The sequence below is a fragment of the Candidatus Zixiibacteriota bacterium genome (assembly GCA_018820315.1).
Taxonomy (GTDB): domain Bacteria; phylum Zixibacteria; class MSB-5A5; order JAABVY01; family JAHJOQ01; genus JAHJOQ01.
The window spans coordinates 1-20,205 of the sequence record JAHJOQ010000135.1 but is presented as its reverse complement, the minus strand read 5'-3'; the positions used below and the strand labels follow the sequence as shown (position 1 = coordinate 20,205).

Below are 20,205 nucleotides of genomic sequence, written 5' to 3'. Positions count from 1 at the left end.
TTGTTCAGATCAAGAGCCCCATTGGCGTCGACTCTCACCGTGCGACCACGCTGACGTCCCAGCAGTTCCAGGTTCTCCTGATCGTATTCGCCGCCGAGTTTGAGTTTCAGAATTCGGAAGTCCTCCGCACTCTTGAGTCGTTTCTCAATCATCCCGGGCGCATCCACTGATATGGTGTAAGAGCTCTCTCGCCCCGATGGATTCGGCAGCGCCAGGTATTCCCAGAGCGGTTGATTCGCTGATCGTGACGCAAAATCGTGAAGGGCAATATCGAGACCGGCAAGGAGTGAATATCTGAGACCAGCCTCAGTCTTAACGGTGTCGAGTGCGACAGACAGCTGGAGTGGATCGGCTGGGAATTCAAATGATGAGGGACTAATCACATCACAGCAATCTTCAGCGGAGTACCCATAATGAAGCGACGGGCAGCATTCGCCAAGCGCTGTGCCGAATCTGACTACGCAAACGACCTTGGAGTCTGCCTCCCCTTTTGAAGTCCGAAAAGTCTCTTTCAGGTGAACAGTTTGAAGTTCTGCAGTGAATTGCATCACAACTCCGCGACAGTGTCAGAGTAGACGCTTGACCAACTCAATCTTCTCAAATATGTCACTCCGACAATTGGATGATCCGGGCATCAGATTTTCCACGAAGACCCCGCCGGCTTTTGCTGAGGAATGAATTATCTGCCCTGATCTGTAATAGATGCTCACATGCCCCGGAGAAAAGATCAAATCCCCCGGCTTCAGATTCATGACAGAGACTCTCCTGCCTGACTTCCTCTGATCCGACGAATCCCTCGGCAGACTGTAACCACAACTATTGAACACAAGTTGCACAATGCCGGAACAATCGAGGCCGAAACCGGACCTGCCGCCCCAGAGATACGGAGTGCCGATGAGGTTTTCAAGATAACTCTTGATCTTGCGCCATGCCTGTTTTGAACGAGGTTTCCTGCTGACGCACCCAAGAGATATCCATGCATCTTTCCCTCGAAAATTGATGCGGCCAAATGTCTCAGTCCTCTCCAAAATGGAAATTCTGGTACCGAATGAGAGCTTCCCGACAAATCTTCCGGTGCTGCCATCCAGAAGTGACGCCACCGGAACATCAACAAACCAGGAGTGCGCGGAGATTATGTCTGCATGGAGATGATCCGCTCGCACCCACCCAACGTAGCTATCCTCGCATCTGATGCGGACAAAGTCACCCGTCTCGGAAAGGCGCGTCACAGTCTCATTGCAAATGAGCTGGTTGACTCGCTCACTATTTGACTTAGGCTTCGACCACATATCGAGAACCGGTACATCAACTCTCAAAGTTCTACCCATAAGGTCAATTATCCGAATTTTATTGGATTAATGCAATAGAAAATGGACTGCAATTCAACTCACAGCGCAAAGCCTGCCATCCAGCTCAACGTGCATTGATAATCGATTCTAACGCTTTCTGGCTATGACTTTCCTGACAGCGTCAGCGATGTTCACGTCTTTCAGACCAAATTTGACCAGGAGATCAGGTCCCTTGCCCGACATCCCAAACTGATCGTTGACTCCGACAAACTCCATGGGCACAGGAGCGTGCCTGACGACGACTTCCGCGACAGCGCTGCCGAGTCCGCAATAGATCTGGTGTTCTTCGGCGGCTACAATCGCACCACACTTCTTTGCGGCATCGGTGAGAATCTTCCGATCGATCGGCTTGACTGTGTGGATGTTTATCACCTGCGCTTCCACATCCTCGGTTGAAAGAATATCTGCAGCCCGTAAGGCTTCGTAAACCATGGCTCCGCACGCCACGATCGCGACATCGCTGCCATCGCGCATCAAGACTCCCTTGCCCAACTCGAAAGGAGCGGTCTCTTCGGTCAGCACAGGCACATCCGCTCGACCAAGGCGCAGGTAACAGGGTCCATTCACCTTGGAGACAGCCTTGGTGGCCTTGAAAGCCTCCCAGTAATCGCACGGAATGACAACTGTCATATTCGGCAGCACGCGCATCAGTCCGAGTTCTTCCAGTGCCTGATGGCTCGCGCCATCTTCACCTGTCAGCAAGCCACCATGACTGCCGGCTATCTTCACATTCAAGTTAGCATAGCAGATAGTAGTTCTTATCATATCGAGGCAGCGAGATGTAGCAAAGCAACCATACGCGGCAAAGTATGGTATCTTCCCTGCCAGAGCGAGCCCGGACGAGATATTGCAGGCATTCTGCTCTGCCACTCCACAATTGATGAACCGATCCGGGAATTCTTCGGCGAAGTAATGGACATTCACCGAACCTTTAACATCCGCCGTCACCGCAACAACATTCGGATTTTCGCGGCCCAACTCGAGCAGAGCCTTTCCGAAACCAACGCGAGTTTTCTTTTTCTCCACGGTTGCGCGCTCCTTGACTACCATTTCTTCTCCTCAGCTCGACAGCAGTCGCTGCGACCATTCATCGTATGTTGTTCCGAGTTCGTGCAAAGCTCGCTCGCCCTGTTCTCTGTCGGGCGGCATTCCGTGCCATTTGTAGTCGCCCTCCATGAATGACACGCCCTTTCCCATAACCGTCTTGGCGATAATGACAGTCGGCTTTCCCTTCACAGTTTTCGCCTCGTCGAGAGCGCCAAGTACTTGCTGAAGATCGTGACCGTCTATTTCAATCACATTCCATTTGAATGCGCGATATTTGTCAGTTATGGGATTGATGTCCATTATGTCTTCCATTCGGCCGTCTATCTGTGCATTGTTCAGATCAAGTATCACACAGATGTTGTCAAGAGCGAAATTTCCGGCAGCCATCACCGCCTCCCAGATGGAACCCTCCTGATGCTCACCGTCACCGCAAATGCAGTACGCTCGGTTAGGCTTACTGTCCATCCTGAATGCGCTTGCGATGCCGACCGATATTGATATCCCCTGCCCGAGCGACCCGGTTGATGCCTCAATCCCGGGCGTATCAAGCTTGTTAGGATGTCCCTGGAGGTGGCCATCGATTTTCCGGAATTTCATCAGATCTCTTAGTGGGAAATAGCCGCACTCCGCAAGGATTGAGTAATTGACCGGAGTGACATGACCGATCGAATAGACCACGACGTCCCTATCGGGATCGTCCGGATTGTCAGGATTGTGATTGATGTAATTAAAGTACAGAGCAGTCGCGAAATCCGTGCATGACAGCGGTCCTCCGCAGTGACCCGATTTGGCCTCGACCAGCATCGTGATAATGTCCCTGCGAATGTCGAGAGTCTTCTGCTTAAGCTGTTCTAAATCGTAGCTGAACGGGTTCAAACATCCCTCCCGTCTTTGTGAAGAATTTATCAACTTCGGAATATAGTCTCACAGCAATGGGTGTCAAACAGTATTTTCTCTCGTCCTGATCTGCTCGAATACCCTCTTGGCATTGCGTCTCAATTCATCGAGCGAACCGTCATTTTCGATCACAAAATCGGCGCTGGCTGCCTGAATATCTGTTGCGATCTGCGCATCGAGGCGCTCATTTATCTCATCATTACTCAGTCCACCCTTAACAAGTCGATCAATCACAGTCTGTCGTTGCGCTGTCACACAAACGAGCACATCAAGCTCCGATTCGAGGCCCCAGTTGAGGATCAGCGCGGCGTCCACAACAACAATCGAAAAATCGCCTGACTTTCTGTAACCATCTATCTGCGCTCTCAGCTCTCTGAGTAATGGAGGATGGACAATGCTGTCCAACCGCGCCCGGTTTTCGGGAGATGAGAATGCGATTCGGCCTGTTGCACGGCGGTTGAGCTTGCCGTCTGAGTCGAGAATGCCTATACCGAATGCCTTCACGAGAGTTTCGAGAACGTAAGGATCGTTCTCTACTACATCCTTACCTATCTGATCCGCAGAGATTACGGCGGCGCCGTTCTCTGCAAAAATCCTGGTGACTTCCGTTTTCCCGGAGCCAATCCGTCCGTAGACTCCGACAGTGATCATCGGGTTTCTCTTACTGAAGTAAACAGGATCATTTGCATTCGAGCCAGTTGTTGCCAGTCGCCATATCAGCCTTGAGCGGCACCTTCAGTTTCACAGCACTCTCCATCTCTGTGCGGACGATATCGCGTACTTCTTTCAGTTCGGGCTTATGAACGTCGAAGACCAGTTCGTCGTGAACCTGCAATATCATCCTTGAAGTTAGACTAGCAAGTCTCTCGTGAATTGCGATCATCGCCAATTTGATCATATCTGCGGCAGTGCCCTGAATCGGCGTATTGATAGCTGTTCGCTCGGCAAACTGGCGAACTGTGCGGTTGCTGGACTCGATGTCCGGGATGTATCTTCGCCTCCCCAGAAGCGTCCTGACATAGCCGTTCTGCCTGGCAAACTCTATATGCTCATCCATATAGTCTCTGATACCGGGATATCGTTTGAAATATGTGTCGATGAACTCCGACGACTCAGTCACGTTCATATTCGACTGCTGCGACAGTCCGAACGCCGAGACACCGTAAATCACGGCAAAATTCGCAGTCTTGGCATGTCTCCGCATATCTGGTGTGACATCCTCGAGATCGACGGAATATACTTCCGATGCGGTACGGGCATGTATGTCCTCTCCCTGCCTGAATGACTCAATCATGGTCTTGTCATTGGCGTAGTGAGCCATTATTCGTAGCTCGATCTGCGAGTAGTCTGCTGACAGAAGCACATGATCAGAGTCACGTGGCACAAATGCTTTTCGAATCTGTGCGCCCTGCTCAGTTCGAATCGGAATATTCTGTAGGTTTGGATCGGATGATGATAGACGACCCGTTGCAGCCACGGTCTGATTATAGGAAGTATGCACTCTTCCTGTTGTCTTGTTTATCAAAGCGGGAAGCGAATCGACATAAGTGCTCTTAAGCTTCGCGAACTGTCTGAATTCAAGAATCAGCCGCGGAAGAGGGTGTTCCTCGCTCAGCTTCTCCAGAACTGACTGATCGGTAGAATACCCGGTCTTTTTGCCTGTCTTTCTCAACGGCTTGAGACCGATCTTCTCAAACAGGATGGTGGAAAGTTGCTGAGGTGAGTTTATATTGAACTCCTCACCGGCAAATCGATAGATTTTGGCCGTGTAGGCTTCGAGTTCCGACTCCATCATCTGCGACAGTTCCTTCAGAAAGGGCACATCGATATTCACCCCTTCTCGTTCCATGTCGGCAAGGACAACAACAAGAGGCATTTCGATATCGCGATAGAGCGATTCAAGTCCCAACTCAGAGAGTTTCGGCTCGAGAATATTCTTGATTCTGAGGGTGCAGTCTGCGTCTTCAGCGGAGTAAAATACGGCCTTATCCACCGGCACCGTCGCAAAAGACTTCTGCTTCTTCCCCGACCCAATCAGATCTGTGATTGGCTGCATCTTGTAGCCGAGATGCTCTTCAGCAAGATGCGAGAGGCCGTGCTGGCGGGAAGATGGATCAATAACATATGAGACTATCATTGGATCAGAGGCTATCCCTTGAGTGATGATACCGGCCCGACGCATGACGAGATAGTCGTACTTGGCGTTCTGCGCACACTTGGCAATCGAATCATCAGACAGCACAGGGTCGAGCAATGCGATGACCTTGTCGAGTGGCAGATTGCCAACGTATCCCTCATGTGCAACGGGGAGATAGAACGCCTCACCCTCATCTACGCAGAACGACAATCCGACGAGGTCCGCAGTAAGCGGGTCGAGACCTGTCGTCTCGGTGTCAAATGTCAGTTCACCCTTCTTTCTTGCACGAGCCAACAGCTTCTCGAGATCCTCGAGAGTCGAAAGCTCTCTGTAATCCTGCTTAAAATCAGGGCTCTTCTGCTCCGGAGCGCTTGCAGCCGCATCACCCAACCTGTCGAGAAATCGATTGAACTCAAGAGTCTTGAATAGCTCACCGACTCGCTCGTTATCCCACGGCTTGATCTCCAGATCATCAAATCCGAGAGGGATATCGACATCGGTGAGGATGGTCACCAGCTCTTTCGATAGTATTGCGCTTTCGCGTCCCTCGGTTACTTTTCGCCTCAGCCCTTTGGCCTCGATCTGCTCCGCAGCCGCAAGAACAGCCTCCAGAGAACCATGTTTCTCCAGAAGCGGCAGGGCGGTCTTTGGTCCGACACCCGGAATCCCCGGAACATGATCCGAGGAGTCCCCCATAATGGCGAGCAGATCGATGACCTGCTCGGGATAGACTCCCATCTTTTCCTTCACTCCTTCGCGGTCAAGACGCTGCAGATCGTCGCCGCTTTTGCCCGGCAACAACATTGTGATCTTGTCAGAAACCAGCTGAGTGAAGTCTTTGTCACCACTCACAACAACTACATCATAACCCTCTTCAGCTCCTGTGGTGGCATAAGCGCCAATAAGATCATCCGCCTCCAATCCCTCCTGCTCAATGCGGGCAACATTCATGGCATCGAGCACCTCTTTTAAACGAGGCAATTGATCAGCCATGTCGTCGGGCATCTTGGCGCGAGTAGACTTGTACTCGGAATACAGATCATGTCGAAAAGTCGGGGCTGCCGTATCGAAAACAACAAGCAAGTGGCTTGGATGAAACTCGTCAAGAACACGAAAAAGCGAACTGAGAAAGCCATAAACCGCTGACGTTGGCTCACCTCTCGCTGTGATCAGGGGATTGCGAATCAGTGCGAAATAGGCGCGGTAAGCAAGGGCAGAACCGTCGATGAGATACAAGCTCTTCTTCATTTCACATACAACTTATGCGTCAAGATATAGTCCTCGATCTCCGGCGGCACAAGATATCTGATGCTGCGGCCGGATCTGAGTCGTTCGCGCAGAACGGTCGAGGAGATATCGAGCTTCGGCATTTCCAACCAGATCACCCTGTCCCTGTACTTGGCGTCGACGGGTGCTGAATCGACAGGGCGGGAACCGACCACAATATTCGCTTCCTCGAAAATCCGATCCGGCTGATGCCAATCTTCCATCTTTTCCAAATTATCAAGCCCGACAATAAGAAACCACTCTGCATCCGGATAGAGCTTCTTGAGCGAACGAATCGTGTCAAGAGTGTATGAGGGGCCACCCGCTTCTTTCTCGACTTCGCAGAGTTCAAACTTCTCATCATTCTCACAAACAATACGCACCATCTCGCGGCGATCAGCGTACGCAGAGATGGCATCGGAGATCTTGTGTACTGCCTTGTATGTGGGGACGAGCAGTACTTTGGTCAGAGCTAGACGATCGGCGCATTCGTTGAATAGGAAAAGGTGCCCGGTGTGAATCGGGTCGAATACACCTCCTCCAATTCCAATTCTCATGCCACTCATATCGTGTCGGATGCCACTGAAGAATGGTCCGTCTCAGTCTGGATTTTCTCCAGCTTCGATCTGGCCTTCTTCTCCCACTTGTGCCCGGAAAACGCCTGCAGAAAGTTGTTCAACTTCAACTCAGCGTCGGCATACTTCCCCTGCTTGGCGTCAATCTCAGCCAGCAGATACAGAGCACAACCACGCCACTGAGGGGATTCATATTCAGCGACGATCTCCTCGAAGTAGACCCGGGCCGAGGTGTACATCCCCATTCGATAGTACTGTTGGCCGCTTTCAAAGAGCTTCTTCGTGATCCTGCCGCGACATTCGGTCAACAGCTCTTTGGCTTCTCCGATAAGAGGCGACTGCGGGAAATCCTCGATGAAGTTCTTAATCTCGGTTAGCGCAGTGTTGGTCTCTGTTTGATCCAGGCCGGTGTTTTCAGGAGCCGCCAGATAGAAACACTTGCATATCATCAATTGACCGTCGTCAGCCAGCGGACTCGTCGGGAAGTTCCTCACCAGTCGTCTGAACTCGGACACAGCAAGAATATAGTCGTTATCATTGAAATAGCACATCCCGAGAAAATACTGAACCGAGTCGATATAGCTGACGCCTGAATAGTTGAAGATCATCAGGCGGAATGCCTCGGCTGCGTGGAAATACTTGCCTCTTTCATAGAGGCTCCTGGCAGTCTCATACTGGTCTTCCGCATTATCCTTGCGGACATTCCCAATCGATGAACAACCGGCAACTATCAGAACAAGAATTACTACTGCGAGATACAATCTATGCATGACTCAGCTCTCCTTACCTTGATGCAAAAAACAGATATACCAATCCTCCGACGATTGACGTAACGATCACTGGCTCCCAGACTTTCTGTATCGGACCAGGGGGAAGTTCCGCGTTGAACAACTGCGAAGAATTCCGTTCGATCTCCTCTTTCTCAGAAAGATCAATCTGTTCCGAATACTCCCTCACGAGATAGTCCTCCCAGATTGATGCATTCTCTTCCACAACACTGAAACGTCCCGACACTGACAACACCCTGCAAATATCTCCGCGAGTAAACAGTCCTCCATCGCGAGAATCGTATCGAAACTGAATATCTCTCAGACTAAACTGCAAGCCCACACCTGAACTGGAATCAAATGACCGGACCATCCCATTGGTTCGAACGGCCGCACTCAGGGCAGATCCCGAGACGTTCAGATTATCTATCGCGGGAGGAGAATAGTCGATATAGATCTGCCCGGAGGGTATTGCAGGGAACATCGCAAGCGCCTCGGTAAAATAACTCTCTAGACTCCGCCTGACAAACTCATCATTCGTGTCAGCGGCAATCACAGTGCAGAGCGGCAGGATTGTCACCGATGCAAGTATTATCGCCGCAGGGAGAAACACAGATCTATGAATCATATTCTGCCTTCAAGCTCCGGTATTTCTTAAGGACTTTCGCCAAATATGCGTTCGGTGGAGTGATGTCGTCATGCTGCAATCTGCTCAGGCGCGTCGGCCCGATATTGTAGGCCGTAATCGCCTCTTTCAGATCTCCGAATTTGAGAACCAGCTCAAAGAGGTACAGACTTCCGAGTTCGACATTGTAGTCCGGCTCCAGAAGCATGCTTCTGTTGTGCCAGTCTATGCCTCGTCGATTCGCGACATCTGAGCCAATCGAAGGCTTGACTTGCATCAGCCCGATAGCTCCCATATTCGAAACCTGTTCCTTCTTGAACGAGCTTTCTACCTGAATCAGAGCCAGTAGCAGCAAGGGGTCGTAACCATACTTGCGGCTCTCGTTATAAACTACATTGGCAAGAGTGCCTATTTCGGATGGCCGCATGCCGATTTGGAAATCTTCGATTATATCGAGAATCTTAAGTTTCTCCTCGAGCTGCTCTATTTTTGACTGCTGATACTGGATCAGCTTCTCATTCTCGTACTTCTCGGTCAGCAAATAGAATATAGTCGCCGACTGAAAAACATATATGAGAGCGAAAACAAAGGCGACAGGTCGGGACATGGCAAGTCCCGTAATCCGTACCATCTTTTCGCGCATCGGCATTTCAGCTCCTTTCAGTCGGCAGCGGCGTACAGATCGTAAGCCTCTGCTCTCGTTACACGAGCCTTGATTATGCTGCCCCGGCGGAATGACCCGTCGAGCAGCACATTCCCGTCGATCTCCGGTGCCTGAGAGAGAAGTCGACCCCAGACCGTGCCGTTCGATGCGGGACCATCGATGATCACATTCTGCGTCGAACCCATCAGAGCGTTATTCCTGTCGAGCGATTGCTCCTGGACAAGAATCATCAGCGAATCAACCCGTCTGGAAATAGTGTTCTCCCTGACTCGTCCACTCCGTCCATAAGCCTGCGTCCCCTCTTCAGGAGAATATCCGAAAACACCCACCCGTTCGATATCAAACTCTTCCTGAAAACGCAACAGTTTTTCGAAGTCAGCCGAGGATTCGCCCGGATGTCCTATCAAATAAGTAGTCCTCAGCGTGATATTCGGGACCGTACTGCGAAGTCTATCAATGAGATCCCTGATATGAGCTGATGTGACTTTCCGATTCATAAGTTTCAGCATGCGATCTGAAATATGCTGCAATGGCAGATCAAGATACGGAATTATCTGTGGACTTGATGCCATGACCTGTATCAGATCATCCGTAACGCTATTCGGATGAGCATACATAATCCTGAACAGGGTTCTCGTGTTCATTTCGAGCAATCGACTCAGCAGAGTCGGCAGGGCTGCCCGTCCGTAGGTGTCCTTGCCGTAACGAGTAGTCTCCTGACCGATCAGGATCAACTCTCTGACCCTGTTTGAAATGTGATATTCAGCTTCGCTGATGATATCCGCGATCGGTCTGCTCCGAAAGCGGCCACGTATCGACGGAATCGCGCAGTAACTGCACATATTGTCACAACCATCCGATATCTTGATGTACGCGTAGCTCCTCGGTTGCTGCAGTTGCTGCACATCGTGAACCTGATACCGCTTCGTGATCACGCCGGTATACGTGCGCTTGCCATTTTCAGATACGATCACATTCGCGATATTTCTCAGATCCCCGATCCCAAGGAAGTGGTCGATTTCCGGTATCCCCGCGGCCAGCTCCTCCCTGTATCGCTGCACCAGACAGCCGGTGACGATGAGCTTCTTAGGTCTGCCGATGGACTTGTACCGTGAGAGATCGAGTATCTCGTCAATCGACTCCTCCTTTGCCTGCCGGATAAATCCGCAGGTATTCACGACAAGAACGTCGGCGCGTGATGGAGTTGAAACCAACTCGCATCCTAAGCGTTTCAGATATGCAGCCATAACATTTCCATCGACTTCGTTCTTTGGACAGCCGAGATTCCTGATAAACACCTTGGGGTTCATTGTGGGCTCACGGTATGCGAATTTCTTCAACGCCTTTGGGCGTCTTGAACTCGAACATGTTCTCGGGGAGACCATTGTCTACCTTGAGATCGGAGAAGTCTATTGTGACGACATTGCCGTTGATGTCGACGTACACCGCGCGGCGGGTCAGCCGATCATCTCCGCCGATGAATAGCGTCATTTTCTGGATGAACTCGTCTTTCTCGTTGCACACCAGCTCAACGACGCGGCATGCGATTTTGCCAAGAGTAGTGTCGGGTAGAAGTGAGGGTGAATATGATTCTCTGAATGAGAACAAATAGTCACTGGGACGAACGAGGTCGCGCACGTTGGAGACCTTGTCGATCGTTACCTGCTTGTTTTCCTTCGAATATACCCAAAGCAGCTTTCCATCGGACGAAATCGTCTGATCTTCCGTCTGGATCAGGAACTTATCCCCCTTCGCAAGATACATCTTTCCCGAAGTGCGCTCGACCGAAGAGAAGACACCCGAATTCACCTCCTGCTTGAAGCTGATCTCCATGTCGATCAAATTCTCGAATCTCTCCTGCAGACTCTTGAGAATCGTGGCAGAGTTATCAGCATTGACCGATGACTGCCCCGACATTATCAGCAGGAACAACAAAAGCAGAATTCCTGTACGTGGTATCGTTTTCATACTGTCGTATTATACAAAAAAAGAGCGTGCTTTGCTCAATCATTCTTCAGCAATGTGCCAAGATACAGCTCGTCGACCAGGACTTCTCTCGCCTTCGATCCGTCATATACGCCCACAATCTTCTTCTCTTCGAGCTGATCTATCAGTCGTGCGGCGCGCTGGTAGCCGATTCCAAGCCGTCGTTGCAGCAACGAAACAGAGCCCTGCTTGTGGCGAACGACCAGTTCGGCAGCCTCCTTCAGAAGCGGGTCAGTGCCAAGATCAGCCTGCCTCTGAGCGGAAGTCTCTTCTGTAAAGTTGTTGAGTTTCGGAATCTCGACCTGCTGCTCTTTCATATGCTCCATGAGCGCGGTAGTCTCCAGAGATGATACATAGGCACCATGGATTCGCACCGGTTCCGGCTGGCCCGGCTCCAGGAAGAGCAGATCACCATGCCCAAGCAGCTTCTCAGCACCATTGCCGTCAAGTATGGTCCGGGAGTCTATTCTTGTCGCAACCTGGAATGCGAGGCGAGCGGGGAAATTCGCCTTTATAAGCCCGGTAATCACATCGACCGATGGACGCTGAGTCGCGAGCACGAGGTGAATTCCGACTGCACGAGCCATCTGTGCAAGGCGTGTTATCAATGTCTCAGTCCTCGTAGATGTATTGCTCATCATGAGATCGGCAAGCTCATCCACCATAATCACGATGTACGGCAGCTTATTGGCGTCGCCGACCTTCGTGTTGTAATCCTGAATATTACGTACATTCTCGGACGCGAGCTTCTTATACCGCGACTCCATCTCACCAACGGCATCATTCAGTAAGCTTTCCGCCTTCCGAGGGGTTGTGACGACAGGTCTTTCGAGATGAGGTAAGCCTTTGTAAACGGATAGTTCCAGCATTTTGGGATCAATAAGAAGGAATCGGAGGCTGGTCGGATCATGCCGATAGATCAAGCTTGTAATGAGAACATTCAGGCAGACACTCTTGCCCGATCCCGTCGCACCCGCCACGAGCAAGTGCGGCATAGCCGCCAGATCGGCCACAAACGGCTCGCCCGAAGTTGTGCGACCGAGAGCCATCGGCAATCTTACAGAGGAATCACCGTAATCATCTGATTCGAGAATGTCTTTCAAATAGACCATCTGTGGATTTCTGTTCGGTATCTCAATTCCGACAGCCGCCTTGCCGGGCACCGGAGCAATAATCCTGATCCGCTTGGCTCTCAGTGCAAGAGCGAGGTCATCCGACAGGTTAACGATCTGATTTACTTTTATCCCTAAACCGGGTTTGAATTCGAACCGCGTGATCACCGGACCGGGATATTTCTCGATCTTGCCCCCCTCTACTTCGACCCCAAAGGTCTTGAGGGTTCGCAAAAGATCATCCGCTGTCTGCTGAAGTTCCGATGAGGTGACAGATTGTACGGGCTGAGGGTTATCCTCCAGCAGATCAAGACTCGGAAAGACATATTCACCGGCTTGTGTTTCAACGACTTGAGGGTTTTGCGATGTCTTCTTTTTGGGCATCTTCCCAGCCTTCTTCTCCTCCTCTTCACGCTTCAATGCTGCTTCCTGAATTTTCTTGATGTCTGCAGCGAAATTCTCGGACGGGGGCGGCGTCTTGGAGCGAACATACGAAGAGTCAGGCTCTTGCGGTTCATCGCACTTTTCCTCATAGCTTGGCCTAAGGAAATCAAGATTGAACCCCTTGATCCGCTGCCAGATCGACAGAGGCGGCCCATCATCAGTCGCCCGCGACTTAGCTCGCTTGGGATTTCTACTATAGCCTTCAAACATCCCCCCGAACCAGGCCTTGATCCTGCCGGGAATTGCGCGAGCCTTCTGCTCCCATTTGCGGGGACGCCAGTCGATGAGCAGCGACAGGAAGATCAATCCCGCTGCTATGCAGATCAGAACAGTGCCGACGGAACCGAATAGCCGTGACAAGAGGCTCGCCACCAGATGCGCCATCAGCCCGCCGAGTGTTGAGACATAATTCACATTTCTGAGAGGAGGATTGACCGCAGACAATGCCACAAGCGTCGAAATCGCAAAGAACAACCCTGATGCGTAATAGAATCGTTTGAAGTATTTCTCATTGTCCCATTTGAAAAGCAATCGCAGGCCCCATAAACCGAACCAGACCGGCACAAAGAACGATAGTAACCCTAAAAACTGATACGCAAAGTGTGAAAATACCATCCCAGCATATCCGACGCTGTTCTCGGGATTCAGCTCGTCGATCGACATAGTCGAGCCCGGCTGGAAGTACAGCTCATCACCCGTGGACTTGCTCGTCAGACTGCCGAGCGTCAGTAGAGCAATCAGCAGCATCAGCAAGCCGATCACCTCCTGCTTCCGTTTCGGCGAGAGGCGATTAAGTCCCAGAATCCGCTTGAGGTAGCCCAAAATCATGTGTCAAATTTACCCGGAACGGAGCCTTGCGTCAACAAAAAGTACTTATTTGAAAGCCACAAGAAGCGTTCTGTTGTCGACTCTCCTGCGCGACTCCAGATTAGAATGTCGTCTGTGAAATCTGATCAAAGAAGGACCGTCCGGTCGGTGAATCCTCTGTCTTGAACTCAATTTCAGGAATCTGCTTGACATTGATCTTGAAGTAATAGCCTTTCAGGCTGCCGTTCGGTACCCATGAGAACATGAACTCCCAGCAGTGCAGGTCGCGGTAAACATTGATAGATCGGCTGACAATGATCTTGCGACGAATGTCGTAGTTCTGGTCGATATTGACATTCCAGTGCTCGGTGAGGTCAAATCGAGCAGAAGTCGTAATCCAGTGAGTAATAGTCTTATTGTCAAAGAGGAGATTGCGATTCTCCGTATACCGATGGCCGACATTGACGCTCCATCCTCTGCGCAAGGAGGGCACACCGATTCCCGTGACTTGATCACCGAGATCGGCCGGGGATGGCATTCCCGCCCGTACCGCCATAGAGAAACTCGTGCTCACACTAATATTCTTCAATTTTGCGTGAATAGGATCAAAATCCAACGTCACCGGATTGTAGAGATCATGCACTGTTGAAACCTGCACCGACAGTCGAGGAATTGATGTTGTCCTCAGTGATGTTGACAGATTCGACCACTTGCGGCTTTCGGCCTCGAAGTTGTAGCTCGCGGATGACGATAGGTTGAACAAATCGAGCTTCCGCTCCTCTTCTCCTGAACGGTATTTCATCTGGAATATCTGCGTCAATGAGAACGACATTGCCTTACTCTGCACACTTGCAGTTGATGCTCCTACGAAATGCGCCTCATCTGTATTCAGATCACTCTTGGGTGTATATGAGAAACTGGCTCGTGGAGTCAGGGTGTGTCTGATGCCAACAAGGCCCGGGATCGGAGGGAAGAAATATCCATAAAGATTCATATTTGCAGAGAGTGACATACTGGATGTCCAACTTCGCAGCAGCCTGTCGGTGCGAAGACTATCTTCAGTCGCAAGGTCTGTCGGGAAAACTACGAACCAGTTTTCGGTGTAATTCACCAACGGATTGACTGTGATGTAACGGAGGAGATTCTGAGGCGAACTTATCGACGATTGATGGGTTGCCCTGGCATGTTTTGTCCAGTTGAACCCATCTGAACTCTTCCGCTTTGACTGAAAACTCCTGGCGTCCGTGCTATAGGTCAATCTGATATTGTGGTACCAGTGTTGCTCAGATATATCCGATTTCTCAGGTGGATTGAAGAGCCGCCGCGAATTGAGTCTGTAACTGACCTGTGGAAGCGTGAGCGTACTCGATTCCTGATCGAGATCTTTCGTGCTCTGGACAACGGCTGTAAGAGAGCTGCCCTCCCAGCGTTTCGAGAAGTTCAACTGGCTACGGAGGTTCCGGTTCAAGCGCTCATTGATGTCGCTGGACGTTTCTGTCGCATAGCTCCTGTCAGACACAAACGATCCGCTCCCAGAGATTGATGCAGTCGGAGAGAGGGTATGAGAATGGTTGGCAGACATAGACCAGCGATTGGAGATGGTCCTGCCTGAGAAGGTAGTTGCCGAACCTCGATTATACGATCCTCTCACCCAGCCGTTCATAACATATCGTTTAGCATAACGCGCCTGGCCGTTCAGCTTCACTCCGTAATCCTCTATTACATCGAATGATGTTTCGAGGTCCCAGTAGTCGGAGATCGCCCAGTAGTAACCGACATTCTCGAATTTGCGCTGGCCGCTTTGATAGCTTCCATATCGGAACGGCAAGAATCCCGAATGGCGCCCCTTCTTGATCGAAAAAACGAAATACGGCGCGTAGAACACCGGCAGACCTTCGATGTAGAGCACAATCGGCCGGGCAATTACTCTGTCGCCCTCGATTAGCTTCATGTTGCTCGATCCGAAATGAAAATGCGGCACGCTCAAGTCACAGGTTGTGTAGCGACCATTCTCGACAAGAAGCACATCCTCGTCAATCTTTCTTGCAACCTCGCCATGATAGTATGCCTGCTCCATTTCGGTGTCGAGTTCGCGCACCTTCCCCCGTTTCGATTCGAGATTGTAAACGAGACGGTCTCCGGTCATTTCCTCCGGTCCGTCTCGAAGCACTACCGGTATTAGAATAGAATCAACATTCCCCTCATCATCCTCGTCAATCTTCAAAGCGGCGTAGGCGCGAAGATCCTTCGTAACTGTGCTGTACTTGATAGTGTCAGCATCGAGAGTCACTGCCTGATGTTTGATGTTAGCGCCGTGAATCAGGTGGATTATGCGATCCTTCGTGTTGTAGTCGAGGCGAGAGGCTTCGTACAGTACTGTATCTCTATAGACTGTTGATCCGAGGGAGTCGACCTCCATTTGTGAAAAAAACTTGCCGACACATGAGTTCCTGATTTCGACAGCTTGCAGCCCATCAGCTCCAAAATAGAGAAGAATCGAATCACCCGAGGCCTCGTTCTTGCCCTCGGCTACTGTATCCTCAGGGGCAGGTGTATACCATGAGTAACTGTTGCCGGCCGAGATGATCGTCTCCATCACTTCATCTTTCAGGAAGAACGTGATCTTCTTAGCCTCTACCGTGCTCTCGGTGAACAGCGTATCGTCTGCTCCGACAGGTTTCCGATACAGCGCGAGACCATCCCCAAGGACCACTATCTGATCCAACAGCCTCTCTTTCAGCAGGATTTGCATCGTATCGCCTTCAAGTTCGTTCTGCCGCTGGCGAGCATGGGGATTACCTTCGAGGAGTATCAGGTTGGAATCGGGGAAGAACTCGCACATATTGCATGTCGCGAGCATGCTCCCCTTGACAATCTCGACATTGTCGATCGCTTTGCCGTATCGCGTTTGCGAGACATAGTGAAGCGTGTCGCTCCTGATCTCGATCATAGCAATCGGATCGTCGTAATCGACAGCAAGATATGGCGAATCGGTGACGAGCAGTTCCTCCGTCTCCCTGTCGAATGCAACTCTTTCGCCGCGAATTTTGACACGTTCATCCCTCTGAATCAGCTCGCAATCTCCGGTAGCTATGAATCGATTCTCCGCTTGCAGGTATTTCAGATAATGAGCCTTCAGACTGTGAATCGAATCACTGTATACAACATTGCTCCAGAACTCGATAATTTCAGAAGATTCGTACCAGACTGCGGTGTCACACTGAAGATCCGCACCTTTGTATTTGAATTTCACGTTGCCGTAATAATGAAGCTCAAGCTTGTCGCGATCGATTACTTTGATCTCCGACTGGTCAGCATCGAGATAGACATGATCCTGACCGTATGCTACAGGCACAACAGAGACAAGAGCCAATAAAAACAATGCCAGAACTGATGTTCTCATGCCAGTGAGTTTAATAGAATGGCCGGATCGTCGCAACTAAAATAGCTGCTCGGTAGATGATGCTCACGGTGATTATACACCCACCCGCGCACGTGTTCCAAACATAACGAACTAGCTGGAAAGGAGCTCTTTGATGTGAGTACCTACGCATCGACTCAATGCCGGCAGATAATAGCCACCCTCGAGAACGGAGACAATCTTCCCACCGCAATGTGCTCTGGCAGACCGCATAGCAATCCGCATGATCTGGATGTATCCATTGTCCGTCAGCCGCCAGTCGGCGAAGTGATCCTCTGCATGGCCGTCAAACCCTGCCGAGATCATGATGAGATTCGGCTTAAACTTGTCCATCTCTTTGATCCAGAAGACTTCCAGAGCAGCCATAACTTCATCATCGCCCGTGCCGGCAGGCAACGGAAAGTCGAGTGTGAATCCGAGTCCATCACCTGCTCCCCTTTCGGCGGCAGCTCCCGATCCGGGATAATACGGATACTGATGCAGACTTGTATAGTGGACGGTGGGATCAGAATAGAAGCTACTCTGTGTGCCGTTGCCGTGGTGAACATCCCAATCGAGTATCGCTGCTCTTTCGACACCGAGCTTGCTGCGAGCGTATGCCGCACCGATGGCGATGTTATTGAATAGGCAGAAACCCCTTGCGGCATCGTTTTCTGCATGATGTCCCGGTGGGCGCACCGCACAAAATGCCGAATCGACTTCACCACGGACTACTTCTTGAACAGCATCGATCACCCCACCGGCTGCGAGCGACGCTACTCTAAATGAATCTTTGCACACGTATGTGTCGGGATCGAGCCAGTCGCTCTCGCGCCCTGATGTCTGCTTCACTTCTTCTATGTAGGCTTTCGAATGGATGAGTTCCAATTCATCAACCGATGCCGCGTGAGGCTCTATGTGTTTGAGTTTATCCCACAGGCCGCCGCTTTTCAGGGATGCCACTATTGCATTGAGACGATCAGGATGTTCCGGATGGCTGCTTTGAGAAGCGTGCAGCAGGAAGGCATCATCATATACAAAGCCGACTTTCCGCATCAGTAGCTCCTCAGGTTGAGATTTGCCACATTCATAGAAAATATAGCATACTCAGTCGACGACTGTCAAGCTCGCGATTGATCGAAAGACTTAAAGCGGGTTGTACTGTCTCGATCTCCTCCTGAAAAGGATGAACCTTCAGATCAAATATGGCGTTGATATGAGCAACTCAAAGTGTTATCTTTGATACCAATTGACAGCAGGTTTTGGGCATGTGTTTGATTTGTGTTTGACAGTAACTTAACTAAGCGTGGTGACAGGTCATGAATGCTGATATGAAGAAGATAGAAGAGAGAAGGAAGATTTGGGAATCGGAGGCGAAGGCGTCGTCCGGGACCGACAGAAAATGGGTTACCGTTTCTTCGGCCCCCATCGACCCCCTCTACACTCCCGAAGATAACGGCAATCGCGACTTCCTGAATGACGTCGGATATCCCGGCCAGTATCCATACACTCGCGGCGTCCACGCATCAATGTATCGCGGCAGAATGTGGACTATGAGGCAGTTCTCCGGAATGGGCACACCGGAGGAAACGAACCAACGGTACCACATGCTGCTTAAGGCTGGACAGCACGGCCTCTCGGTCGCATTCGATCTTCCGACCTTGATGGGATTCGATTCCGATCATGAACGTTCACTCGGTGAAGTCGGCAAATGCGGCGTCGCGGTCGACTCGCTGCTCGATATGGAAATCATCTTCAATGGCATCGATACCGGTAAGATTTCGACATCCATGACGATCAACGCTCCCGCAAACATCTTGCTGGCGATGTACCTTATCGTCGCAGAGAAGAAGGGAGTCCCGTTCAACAAATTGAGGGGCACCCTGCAGAACGATATTCTGAAAGAGTACATTGCTCAGAAAGAATGGATATATCCTCCTGAACCATCAATTCGACTGATTACCGACATCATGGGCTTCTGCGCCGATCACGTGCCGCAGTGGAATACGATCTCTGTGTCCGGATATCACATCAGAGAGGCTGGCGCCACAGCAGCCCAGGAACTTGCCTATACACTCGCAGACGGATTCACTTATGTCGAGGCTGCGGTGGCGGCTGGTCTCGATGTCGATGATGTCGCACCGAGGATATCATACTTCTTCAATGCACACATCGACTTCTTCGAAGAGATCGCCAAATATCGCGCAGCGCGGAGGATTTTCGCGCGACGGATGCGTGAGAAATATGGCGCAAAGAAAGAAGAGTCCTGGAAGATTCGATTCCATACTCAGACAGCCGGGTGCTCTCTCACCGCTCAGCAGCCAGAACTGAATCTGGTGCGCACAGCAACGGAAGCATTGTCGGCTATTCTTGGCGGAACGCAATCCCTGCATACGAATTCGATGGATGAGACCCTCGCGCTTCCGTCGGACAAAGCCGCTCGGCTGGCGCTCCGCACCCAACAGGTTCTCGCGCATGAGACCGGTGTCGCGAACACAATCGACCCACTCGCCGGCTCGTACTTCGTCGAAGCCCTGACTGATCGGATCGAAGAGGAATGCATGAAGATTTTCGATGAGATCGATGAGATCGGCGGCGTGCTCAGGGGCATCGAAGAGGGATATTTCCAGCGAGAAATCGCAAAGTCCGCTTATATCTATCAGCGTGAACTCGATAAGAAGGAGCGGATAACCGTCGGCGTCAACGACTTCATTCTGGAGAACGAGAAGATAGAGATTCCTGTGCTCTTGATCGACGGCGCGAAGTCACACGACATCCAGGCGAAATCGATTGAGAAAGCAAAGGGCATGCGTGATAACGACAAAGTCAAGCGCGCCCTTGCTGATCTGACAGAAGCCGCTGCCGGATCGGACAACACAATGCCACACCTTCTCGAATGTGTGCGTTGTTATGCCACCGAAGGCGAGATGGTTGATGCGATGAAGATCATCTATGGCGAATACATCGAGACACCGATTATCTAGCCCCGTAGGTCACCTATGAGAAGGCAGCTGTCAAGGGGTATCTCCAGTTTTTTGTCGCCGTCAGGCGATGTATGTTCTGTCGGATCTCAGAAGTCACCTATTCGAGATCATCCGGCCAGCGGCTGAATGTCCCACGATACTGTTC

Annotated in this window: 16 protein-coding genes; 1 reads left to right on the top strand and 15 read right to left on the bottom strand. The window is 51.0% G+C overall.

Annotated elements, in window-relative coordinates:
- The 15 genes from KKH67_13265 to KKH67_13195 form a co-directional block, all read right to left on the bottom strand.
- Window positions 1-548, bottom strand: a 548-nt coding sequence (locus KKH67_13265) for a hypothetical protein (protein MBU1320150.1), incomplete at its 3' end; no start/stop codon positions are given.
- Window positions 549-566: 18 nt separating this feature from the next.
- On the bottom strand, window positions 567-1,328 hold the full coding sequence (locus tag KKH67_13260; protein ID MBU1320149.1) for a C40 family peptidase: 762 nt from the start codon (window positions 1,326-1,328) through the stop codon (window positions 567-569).
- 108 nt (window positions 1,329-1,436) lie between these two features.
- On the bottom strand, window positions 1,437-2,399 hold the full coding sequence (locus KKH67_13255) for a transketolase family protein (GenBank protein MBU1320148.1): 963 nt from the start codon (window positions 2,397-2,399) through the stop codon (window positions 1,437-1,439).
- 9 nt (window positions 2,400-2,408) lie between these two features.
- The gene (locus tag KKH67_13250) at window positions 2,409-3,272 is read right to left on the bottom strand and encodes a transketolase (GenBank protein MBU1320147.1); all 864 of its coding nucleotides are present in this window, start codon (window positions 3,270-3,272) and stop codon (window positions 2,409-2,411) included.
- Window positions 3,273-3,335: 63 nt separating this feature from the next.
- Window positions 3,336-3,944, bottom strand: coding sequence for a dephospho-CoA kinase (gene coaE, locus KKH67_13245; protein MBU1320146.1), 609 nt, complete (start codon window positions 3,942-3,944; stop codon window positions 3,336-3,338).
- Window positions 3,945-3,972: 28 nt separating this feature from the next.
- Entirely contained in the window at window positions 3,973-6,678 is a 2,706-nt protein-coding gene (gene polA / locus KKH67_13240; protein ID MBU1320145.1) for a DNA polymerase I, read from the bottom strand.
- Entirely contained in the window at window positions 6,675-7,253 is a 579-nt protein-coding gene (gene nadD / locus KKH67_13235; GenBank protein ID MBU1320144.1) for a nicotinate-nucleotide adenylyltransferase, read from the bottom strand. The genes polA and nadD overlap by 4 nt, the downstream gene beginning before the upstream one ends.
- Window positions 7,254-7,258: 5 nt before the next feature.
- On the bottom strand, window positions 7,259-8,041 hold the full coding sequence (gene bamD, locus KKH67_13230; protein MBU1320143.1) for an outer membrane protein assembly factor BamD: 783 nt from the start codon (window positions 8,039-8,041) through the stop codon (window positions 7,259-7,261).
- A 13-nt stretch (window positions 8,042-8,054) separates the two neighbouring features.
- On the bottom strand, window positions 8,055-8,666 hold the full coding sequence (locus KKH67_13225) for a hypothetical protein (GenBank protein ID MBU1320142.1): 612 nt from the start codon (window positions 8,664-8,666) through the stop codon (window positions 8,055-8,057).
- Window positions 8,656-9,312 carry a lytic transglycosylase domain-containing protein gene (locus tag KKH67_13220; protein ID MBU1320141.1) on the bottom strand — a complete coding sequence of 219 codons (657 nt, stop codon included), beginning with the start codon at window positions 9,310-9,312 and terminating at the stop codon, window positions 8,656-8,658. Before KKH67_13220 ends, KKH67_13225 begins: the two co-directional genes overlap by 11 nt.
- A gap of 11 nt (window positions 9,313-9,323) precedes the next feature.
- The gene (gene rimO / locus KKH67_13215; GenBank protein ID MBU1320140.1) at window positions 9,324-10,637 is read right to left on the bottom strand and encodes a 30S ribosomal protein S12 methylthiotransferase RimO; all 1,314 of its coding nucleotides are present in this window, start codon (window positions 10,635-10,637) and stop codon (window positions 9,324-9,326) included.
- Between the two features lie 7 nt (window positions 10,638-10,644).
- A complete protein-coding gene (locus tag KKH67_13210) occupies window positions 10,645-11,295 on the bottom strand; it encodes an outer membrane lipoprotein carrier protein LolA (GenBank protein MBU1320139.1) in 651 nt (216 codons plus the stop codon).
- Window positions 11,296-11,330: 35 nt separating this feature from the next.
- On the bottom strand, window positions 11,331-13,697 hold the full coding sequence (locus tag KKH67_13205) for a DNA translocase FtsK (GenBank protein MBU1320138.1): 2,367 nt from the start codon (window positions 13,695-13,697) through the stop codon (window positions 11,331-11,333).
- 100 nt (window positions 13,698-13,797) lie between these two features.
- Window positions 13,798-17,079, bottom strand: a complete 3,282-nt coding sequence (locus tag KKH67_13200; protein ID MBU1320137.1) for a hypothetical protein — start codon at window positions 17,077-17,079, stop codon at window positions 13,798-13,800.
- A 111-nt stretch (window positions 17,080-17,190) separates the two neighbouring features.
- Window positions 17,191-18,132 (bottom strand): histone deacetylase, encoded by a 942-nt coding sequence (locus KKH67_13195; protein ID MBU1320136.1) that lies wholly within the window; start codon window positions 18,130-18,132, stop codon window positions 17,191-17,193.
- A gap of 263 nt (window positions 18,133-18,395) precedes the next feature.
- Between KKH67_13195 and KKH67_13190 the strand changes: the two genes are divergently transcribed.
- On the top strand, window positions 18,396-20,060 hold the full coding sequence (locus KKH67_13190; protein MBU1320135.1) for a methylmalonyl-CoA mutase: 1,665 nt from the start codon (window positions 18,396-18,398) through the stop codon (window positions 20,058-20,060).
- Window positions 20,061-20,205 lie beyond the last annotated feature (145 nt).